General features: G+C 52.8%; 7 protein-coding genes and 1 tRNA gene. All 8 read right to left on the reverse strand.

The annotated features are described in order from the left end of the window. Nucleotides 1-57: 57 nt before the first annotated feature. The 8 genes from ACR0DS_RS20055 to ACR0DS_RS20090 all read right to left on the reverse strand — a co-directional run bounded on the left by ACR0DS_RS20055 (nt 58) and on the right by ACR0DS_RS20090 (nt 8,139). A complete protein-coding gene (locus ACR0DS_RS20055; RefSeq protein ID WP_480560841.1) occupies nt 58-423 on the reverse strand; it encodes a hypothetical protein in 366 nt (121 codons plus the stop codon). A gap of 19 nt (nt 424-442) precedes the next feature. After that, nucleotides 443-536: transfer RNA gene (locus ACR0DS_RS20060), tRNA-OTHER, on the reverse strand. A 457-nt stretch (nt 537-993) separates the two neighbouring features. Beyond that, nucleotides 994-1,851 carry a DUF302 domain-containing protein gene (locus tag ACR0DS_RS20065; protein ID WP_480560839.1) on the reverse strand — a complete coding sequence of 286 codons (858 nt, stop codon included), beginning with the start codon at nt 1,849-1,851 and terminating at the stop codon, nt 994-996. Nucleotide 1,852: 1 nt separating this feature from the next. After that, nucleotides 1,853-2,242, reverse strand: a complete 390-nt coding sequence (locus tag ACR0DS_RS20070; RefSeq protein WP_170582982.1) for a DUF4345 domain-containing protein — start codon at nt 2,240-2,242, stop codon at nt 1,853-1,855. A 126-nt stretch (nt 2,243-2,368) separates the two neighbouring features. Further along, nucleotides 2,369-3,931, reverse strand: a complete 1,563-nt coding sequence (locus tag ACR0DS_RS20075; RefSeq protein ID WP_480484940.1) for an arylsulfatase — start codon at nt 3,929-3,931, stop codon at nt 2,369-2,371. A gap of 303 nt (nt 3,932-4,234) precedes the next feature. After that, nucleotides 4,235-5,995 carry an adenylate/guanylate cyclase domain-containing protein gene (locus ACR0DS_RS20080; protein WP_480616924.1) on the reverse strand — a complete coding sequence of 587 codons (1,761 nt, stop codon included), beginning with the start codon at nt 5,993-5,995 and terminating at the stop codon, nt 4,235-4,237. A 190-nt stretch (nt 5,996-6,185) separates the two neighbouring features. After that, nucleotides 6,186-6,644, reverse strand: coding sequence for a hypothetical protein (locus tag ACR0DS_RS20085; RefSeq protein ID WP_480474019.1), 459 nt, complete (start codon nt 6,642-6,644; stop codon nt 6,186-6,188). 538 nt (nt 6,645-7,182) lie between these two features. Beyond that, a complete protein-coding gene (locus tag ACR0DS_RS20090; RefSeq protein ID WP_480560835.1) occupies nt 7,183-8,139 on the reverse strand; it encodes an ATP-binding protein in 957 nt (318 codons plus the stop codon). Nucleotides 8,140-8,266 lie beyond the last annotated feature (127 nt).

Here is an 8,266-nt window from a genome sequence, read left to right on the forward strand (position 1 = left end):
CCGGATTTCATTCTCATCTCCACTCTCTGATGGTTACGATGAGCCTGAAATCCTCCGCTACGCAATCAACCTAGTCTGTTCCATGGGTGCTGATGGCGGACACGTGTACCAGCCGTCCAACAGCTGGGTGTCGGCAGAATTACCGCATCGCTCACAGGTACGGTTTGCTCGTGCAATTGTGGCGGTGATCATCGACTGGATGTGTCGATCATCACACCTGTGGTAGATGCGGAGCTCGCCGAGTTTTTCTTTTATCTGGACGACAAAGGGGTAGGTGGCATCTTTAAGATCGCAGTATTCTTTGACATGTGTGAAGAGCGCCGTGACCAAGCCGGACCAGCCTTCGGGTGTGCGGCCGAGGCCCTCCTCGACCGATTGCTTGATGTGGTTGAAATCAATTGCGTTCGTAATGTCGTCCGACATGACGGACACCTCCTGAGGATGGTAGGAGGCGTCGGAATCGAACCGACTCGTGCACTCTAATCTGGAGCAATTACAAGGATATAAGCCTCGCCCGCATACCAATGCTGCCTCCCACGGATTTCGCGTGGGCTATCGACCTCAGGCCGATATTCGATGGCAGTGGATGCGTGAGTTCGTCATGACCTGAAGCTGAACCAGTTCGTGTCACTATGTCAAGACGGAGTGTGCTGCACTTCGAGTTTCACCGCGTAGTACCGGGAACCTTCTCGCTAAACGAGTGCCAAATAGGTTGCCCGCATCGCAGAATTGTAAGCACTGTTGGCATGGCCCGCCTAAGGCTTCCTGTAACCACATATACGGAAGTCAGCGACGGTCGTTACCGAGTTCAAATTGACTGATGCCGCGCGAAGCTCCAATTACAGCAATGCGCAGAAAGCGGCCTTTGCAAAGTCTAACGAACGGCCCAAAGCGTGGTAGGCCTGTTGCGTTGAGAACCGCTGAAATCAACCCAAAGCGGACGACGAAAAGATGGCCAATCGGCAAAGGTTTATTGCGTTTTCCTAACAGCGGCTACTCAATTGCCTTGCGAAATGTCTCGGTCAGCCGTTTGTTCAATCCGTGATGAGGTTCGGCTGAAGAACCGTAGTGCAACTCCGCCAAGGCAGCGATGTCATTGAAAATGACTACGGAGCCGCCCTCTTCATTCGCATAAACCAGTAGTTTTTGGCAAAAGGCATCCAAACCAATTGCTGGAAAGCCCGCCATTGCCACGCCACCGGGTGCTGGTCCGCCGAACAGCAAGAGAACCGTATCCGGTAGCGCCACCCCCAGTTGGGAAGCTTCGGTCGCAAAATCGATTTCTCCAAACCAGACAGTATCGTCCTGCCCCATCACGGCTGTCCTGAGACGTTCGACTGCCTCTGGTACGCTGAGCTGAGATCGCAGCTCGATGATCCCGTAGTCGGCAAACAACCCGTTGGTCGGCGCTGGTGTTGCTTCCAAGTCGTTTAGAACTTCGAGCATCTTGCTCTGAAACGCACGCGACGAAGAAGCGTCCGTGAGTCCATGCCGGACTTTGAGAAATTGCGAGTCTGTGTAAGAGATCTGTGGGCCACCATCCTGAGCGAAGGAAAGTACGCGAAAAGGAAGGTCCAGTCCTGCTCGCACGTTCCCTTTCAGAATGGGCGTGTTTATCTCTGGAACAGAGAAAATGAGTACGCGAGATGCTGGCATTTCTACGCCTTCGGCTTTGGCCAGGCGCGCGTGATCTATCGATGCGATTGGAGTAGCTCCCGCTTCGGCAACGGCAGTCTCAATCCCTAAGAAGTTTTCGTCCACCGCAGTCTGGGCAGATGAAGATTGTGCAAAAGCGGATGTCGAAACTGATAGAGTTGCAATCATCGAGAAAACAAAGCCAGACCTCACCATTTTACCACTTCCTGTTTCCTCGTACTTTTTTCAGAGAAACCGCCGCCAGAGCTGCAAAAGCTATCTCGGCTGCAAGATAAAAGAGAAGTACCCCGTTCGGAACTCCATCGATAAGGATGCTTAGTATGCGCCCAACGGCCAGTCCTGACATAAACAAAAATAGAACCCACAGCGCGGGGCGTTGTAACTCTGGTTTCGAAGCAGCCGCCAACCAAAACAGAGCGTTTGCCATGTAAAGACCCATAATCGCTCGGAAAACATGCGTCAGGTTCGTCCCTTCCACTGGAAATCCCAGCAAAACTGGGATCGAACGGCCGGGCATCAGACCGTATGACAACGCAATTGGCACGAGGCCGACGGCAGCAAGCAGAAGGACTAATCTAGCACTCATGGAGGACTCCTTCTCGTAGAGGTTTCGCTTTTTGCGAAATTCCTAGTCGGTTATTTTGGGCATCCGATGATCCGAGCCGGATGCCCACGCTGCGGTGGGAAAGGCGTATTGGTTGCCTCGCTTCCTCTACTGAGAGATGCCGCCTTCGGTTGATGTTTGTTCTTCAACATGGTCTTGATTGGCGACCGGCTTCCCGCGCGGAGGGAACTCCTCGAAAGTAGCGAGATGTGCCTGCACTAACCGGGCGGCTGGGCCGAATGCCCACATTTTCTCACCCATCCAGCGGACGTACATACCGCTTTCCTCCGCAGCTTTTTCGTAGGGATCTCGGCGGAGGTTGAAAAGCAAGGGGGCGACCAATTCTTCCTTCGGGCCTGACCAGCCGTGGTTTTGAACGACAAAGTGCGCTTTCCAATCGTTGTAGCGTACTGCTTGGAGGTCTGTACCCTGATAGTAAATCAGCTCGCGGCGATTGCTCTCTTCATCCTCACCCGTCAGGTAAGATAGTTGATTGTAGCCATCGAGATGCACTTTATAGCCTTCATATCCCTCTAGGAGCTTTTCTCTTAGATCTGTCGGACCTCCAGCCGCAGCTACAAATGTTGGCATCCAGTCCATTCCGCTGAAGATGCCATTCAAGACTTGACCTTCTGGAATTTTGCCCGGCCAGCGAATAATCGCAGGAACTCTAAAGCCACCTTCCCAAGTAGTACCCTTTTCCCCATGAAACGGTGTCGTACCACCATCAGGCCACGTCAGTGTTTCCGGGCCATTGTCTGCGGTGAACATCACTATGGTATTATCGGCGACTCCCAGATCCTCAAGGTGGCTGAGAACGTTACCAACGTTGTTGTCCAACTCCTTCATGACAACATCCTGAAGTCCGCGCCCATTGCCCAACATAGCTTCGTATTCGGGGCTGAGGTGGGTCCAGACGTGTGCACGGGCTGGAGCCATCCAGACAAAAAACGGAGTGTCCGACTCTACTGCACGAGAAATGAAGTCCTTCGTGTGAGATGTCACTTCGTCATCCAAAGTCTTTTGGCGCTCAGGAGGCGCAGGCCCGTCATCAATAATGCGCTGCTTCCCGACTTTTCCAAATCGCGGGTCGACTGTTTCGTCTACCTCCTCTGTTGCAAATGAATGAATGATGTTGCGAGGCGCAAATTGCGCGTTGAATTCTGGGTCGTCTGGCCAATCCGGATCAGACGTATATTCCATAGCATTCAAGTGATAGAGCCAACCCCAATACTCGTCGAAACCTTTTGCAGTCGGTAGGAACTCATTGAGGTCGCCTAGATGGTTTTTTCCGAACTGCCCCGTCGTATACCCCAACTTTTTCAGGAACATCGGAAGCGTTGGGTCATCTGGGTTTAAACCTACCGGATCTCCGGGCAGTCCAACCGTGTGCATACCAGTCCGTATTGGCAATTGTCCGGTCATGAAAGCTGATCGACCGGCAGTACAACTTGGCTCGGCATAATAATCTGTGAGACGAGCACCCTCAGAGGAGAGGCGATCCAAGTTCGGCGTCTCGATGCTTTTGACACCTCCGTGGTAAACGCCGACGCTCGCCCAACCTACGTCATCTGCCATGATGACAAGAATGTTGGGCGGGGTATGTTCGTCGGCCCAAGCTCCAGTGAAAGCAAAGCAGACGGCACCCGTTACTGAGATAAGCTTGTTCATTAAGACCTCCCGACTTGGTACTTCTTACCAACCATAGGAAAAACATCGGCTTAGAGGAACGGTCTGATTTGTTAACTTTTTGGGCTCAGCACCTTGGTGCAAGAAATTTCTTCGACCAAAAAGCCCGCCAAGCCGGAATTGCAAAGTCCTGGGTTGAATGTCCGGTTTGGGCTGGAAACAGTCGTCGCCGATTGAAGCAATGAGCGATTGCTTAGAACCTTTCGAGGACATTGCGCTAAAATTGGATTGGCCCTTGGCACGATTTGTCTGCGATAGTTTCGAGCTTTGGCATCCTGACCAACTCTACGGCTTAACACCAGCTTTCTTCAAGCCTTCGACCAAAAGCGCATTGTGTTCGGGTAGACGGAAGAGGATCAAAGCTCCGGAGACAATGCTGTCTAGGAACGCTGGGGCGAAATCCGCCAGCGCCTGCTCATGTGGCAGGCCTGCTTCGGCGCGCCCGAGGTGGGCGGCACTGGCGATCATAAGAGCCCGGCGGATCGGCGCACGCGGCGTCATCTGAATGGCGTGCTCACCCCAACGCATTGCGTCTTCAAAATCAGCGTCGGCGAAGGCAGCTTGGGCGAGCGCCAGATAGGCGTCTCCTACCCAGAGGTCAGTGTCGCGTGGGGAAAGCTGGAGGGCAAGGTGGGCATGTTCGCGCGCCTGTGTGGTTCGGCCGACCAAAGATTCATGCCAGGCCATGAAGAAGATGTTCCGGGCAAAGTTCGGGTTCAGTGTGAAGCCCAAACTGAAGTCGGCGTTGGCCCCGTCAAAATCTCCACGGAAATGACGAACCATACCGCGAACGCATAAGGCGCGCGGGTCGAGTTGACCACCACGAAACAGAGGTTCAACGCTTTTATCAGCTAGGCCCAGGTTTTCGGTGGGGTCCTCATCGAACTGGTATAGATAACGCATCAGGTAGGCAAACGCTTTGATCCAATGGGCCTGGACGTTGCGCGGGTCGAGATCAATGGCGCGATCAGAGACCGATATGACCTCATCGAACTTATCCTGAGAGTAGAAGCCTCCCGCGTAGAAGATCGCCATTGCACGTAGCGAGAGGTCGTAGGAGTTGAAGTCGATATCTCGAGCCACAGACGCGCGATCTATTTCGGCAATGGATATCTGGGGGGCGATGGCGCCGACCACGCTGCGTGTAATCTCATCCTGTAACGCGAAGATGTCGTCTAGCGTGCGGTCGTAGCGCTCGGCCCAAACATGGGCTCCATTTGTGCAGTCGATGAGTTGGGCAGTAATGCGTACGCGGTTTTGGGCTCGACGGAGGCTACCCTCTAGCATGTAGCGAACACCGAGTTCTCGAGCGATATCTATATGGGTGACGGGGCGACCCCTGAACGAAAATGAGGAGTTGCGGGCGATGACGAAAAGCTCGGGAAAGCGCGAGAGCTCTGTGATGATGTCTTCGGAAACGCCGTCACAGAAGTATTCCTGTTCTGGATCATTGGACATGTTCTGGAAGGGCAAGACAGCGATGGAGGGTTTGTCAGTGGGTTGAGATTGGTTTTGCGTGGAATCTGATTTGCCCTCCATCGCCAATTTGTAGGCGCGAACTGGCTCGGAGATGTTTTTGAGCGCTACTTCGCCAAGGTCTATGATGTCGTGTTCGATTTTGCCTCGAACCTGCCGGCATGCGTCGTCAGACAGTATGACACCGCCTGGGTCAGCGATGCCTTCGAGTCTTGCGGCAAGATTAACACCCTCGCCATAAATGTCGCCCTCGTCCAAGATTACGTCTCCAATGTGCAACCCTATTCGGAAGCTGATCCGGCTTTCGGTGGGGCTCTCGGCTTCGGCGGCGTGCAGCGCCTTCTGGAGCGTCGCTGCGGCCTCAACGGCAGAAACGACCGAGCTAAAAAGTGCAAACAGGCCATCACCAGTAAGCTTGATAATCTCACCTCCGGCACTTTCGATACTTGGATTGATGATGTCCCGTCGTAGGTCTTTGAGACGAGCAAGTGTTCCCGCCTCGTTAGCCGCCATAAGCCGTGAGTAGCCGACCATATCGGCGGCAAGTATGGCGGCAAGTCGGCGTGTCATGCGCATTTCCCAATAGCAACCTTTTTTCGAATCTATCAAGTTCGGCAGTAGTGTGCCAACTTTCGAGAATGTCCGCTTCGGGCTGCCACCGGTCATTAATGTGAAAAGTAACGAAAGGCGACAACAAGCCCAATGCGGGCTTTGCCAACCTTTCAAATCAGCATCATCCCCGACCATTTCAGTTCGAGTTTCAATCCCTAGCGGGCAAGGCAACCTCGCCTTCCCAGTCAGAAATACGGTGCGGTAGCGCCAGGAGTTTTGACGCCACACGTGTTTTGGTCGTTCCACTTCCAGTCATCCCCGAATATTTGCCGGTGGAGGAAACAATCCGCCAGTTGTTGACGCCGAAGGCAACAACCTCCCATCTCATGGTGAACGTGTCCTCTTCTTCACCATAAACACAGACGCCACCGCCGCTGACACCGCTGGGTCCGCCGAAACCCGAGCCCACGCACCGGACAAAACCAGGATCGATTGGTCCCTCGTCAACGGTATAAGTCCCATAGTTGTCCTCTTTCCAGAACACGTCCTCGCCCGCGGAAATTTGCTCTTGGTTGACGACATAGAAGTTCGTTGCCGACACTTTCTCTGCAGCAGTCAGACAATGAGGCGCAAAGAGAACTGCGGGGATAAGCATTGAACGCAACATGTTGTTTCCTTCGACAGTGGGGCAAAACCAGCATGATAGAGACTACGAAATTTATTGCTAGGAAAGGAACGCATAGCCGGACCTGAAAAGTCAGCTTCGTCCCGCATCTCAGAGATTGCAAAGCTTAGTGATGAAGGTCCGCTTTGGGCTGCGACCAGCTATTCATGCAGGCCGCGGAGAATGGCCAAGTCGACTCTAAACCTACCGAATGCTGCGACCTGTACGAATTCCGGCGCAGCACAGAAAGCTGACTTTGCAAAGTCAAAAGACAGCCCAAAGCGGCATTCGTGGTACACTCTTGCGCCGAGGCGCGTTCAGCCACTTAAACGTGAGGTGGCGAAAGTCGACCGCCAACTCATAACTGTCTGAACGCGCAGGAAGAAACGAAACATCGAACGCAGAAGTTGGCCAATGTACTGGCGGCAACATCCGTTACGGCCCGGATCAGGGGGCTCGCTCACACCATACCCGCACCGACGATTTTACTAATCTCGAGGTTCGGTAGAGGCAAGTTCGAAAAGCAAGCGGTTTGGGTTCCTCATCCCCATAGGTTTGTCAAATCAACATCCCTACTGTCAGGTTCCCTTTCGTTGCTCAGCTTCTCAACTTGGAGCAGCATGGGGATATCAAATGTCGTGCCAGTTATTACGCACGCCCCCTTTGGCAACGTCGGAATCTGGCTTCTGGACACTGCGTCGAGCGTCGAAATCGTATTGTCCAGCAAGGCTAAATCCCTGTCATTTACAAGTCTGTGAATGAAATAGTTGTGAACCTGCGAGACTATGGTCGGAGAAATATCCGACGGTCTTTGACTGGCAAGAGTAACAAAGAAACCAAATTTCCGTCCTTCCTTAATAATCTCCTCAAAGAGCTCAAGGCGGTAGTCCTTCCAGCTTTCGGCTTCTCGGGCAGATTGCGTAGACAGAATGTTATGGGCTTCATCGATTACTAGGTGGGCCGTCGATGTCGGCGGAGAACTCGGAATATCCTTGTGAATTTCGTAGTAGTGTTTGGCGATTAAAATTGGCAGGATCTTCTTTATCTCTGGCTTTGTCTCCCTGAGTGAGATCACCGTGACGGTCTGCTGTGGTAGATTTGCGTCCTCAGTTACACTTATGACCTTTCGGAGATCGCCTTTAAGCGATTCAATTCGCCGCAAGAGAGGATGAATATGGTCGTATTGCGCGGAACCGCTTAGCACGTCTCTAATAATTTGGAGCGATGCCCGAACCTGCAATTCATCAAACCCTTCTAGTAGGTCAACATCCAAATCATCGACCTTGGTCAAGAACTCGGATTCCACAAACTCCTCATTGCTACTCAGAAACTGCCAGTTCTGTGGCCCGACAATAAAATGAAAGGTTTCAATGTTGGAGCCCCTCTGCAAACCAACTTTTTCGAGCGACTCCGTGAGTTCACCGTCTGGGTCGATTGTTCGAGCTAGGTGCTTCAGTTGCTCAAGGGCCTCAAGGCTCGGGTCCTTTGATTTTAGCACCCGTTCAAAGGTCGCTCGCAAGTATGTCCGCCATCAGCACCCATGGAACAGACTAGGTTGATTGCGTAGCGGAGGATTTCAGGCTCATCGTAACCATCAGAGAGTGGAGATGAGAATGAAATCCGGG

This window comes from Ruegeria sp. AF5 (genome assembly GCF_056541905.1).

Excerpts from the sequence above, each read along its gene's own strand:
- ACR0DS_RS20075 (WP_480484940.1), bottom strand. The coding sequence starts at position 3,931 with ATGAACAAGCTTATCTCAGTAACGGGTGCCGTCTGCTTTGCTTTCACT.
- ACR0DS_RS20070 (WP_170582982.1), bottom strand. The coding sequence starts at position 2,242 with ATGAGTGCTAGATTAGTCCTTCTGCTTGCTGCCGTCGGCCTCGTGCCA.
- ACR0DS_RS20080 (WP_480616924.1), bottom strand. The coding sequence starts at position 5,995 with ATGACACGCCGACTTGCCGCCATACTTGCCGCCGATATGGTCGGCTAC.
- ACR0DS_RS20085 (WP_480474019.1), bottom strand. The coding sequence starts at position 6,644 with ATGTTGCGTTCAATGCTTATCCCCGCAGTTCTCTTTGCGCCTCATTGT.
- ACR0DS_RS20065 (WP_480560839.1), bottom strand. The coding sequence starts at position 1,851 with ATGGTGAGGTCTGGCTTTGTTTTCTCGATGATTGCAACTCTATCAGTT.
- ACR0DS_RS20055 (WP_480560841.1), bottom strand. The coding sequence starts at position 423 with ATGTCGGACGACATTACGAACGCAATTGATTTCAACCACATCAAGCAA.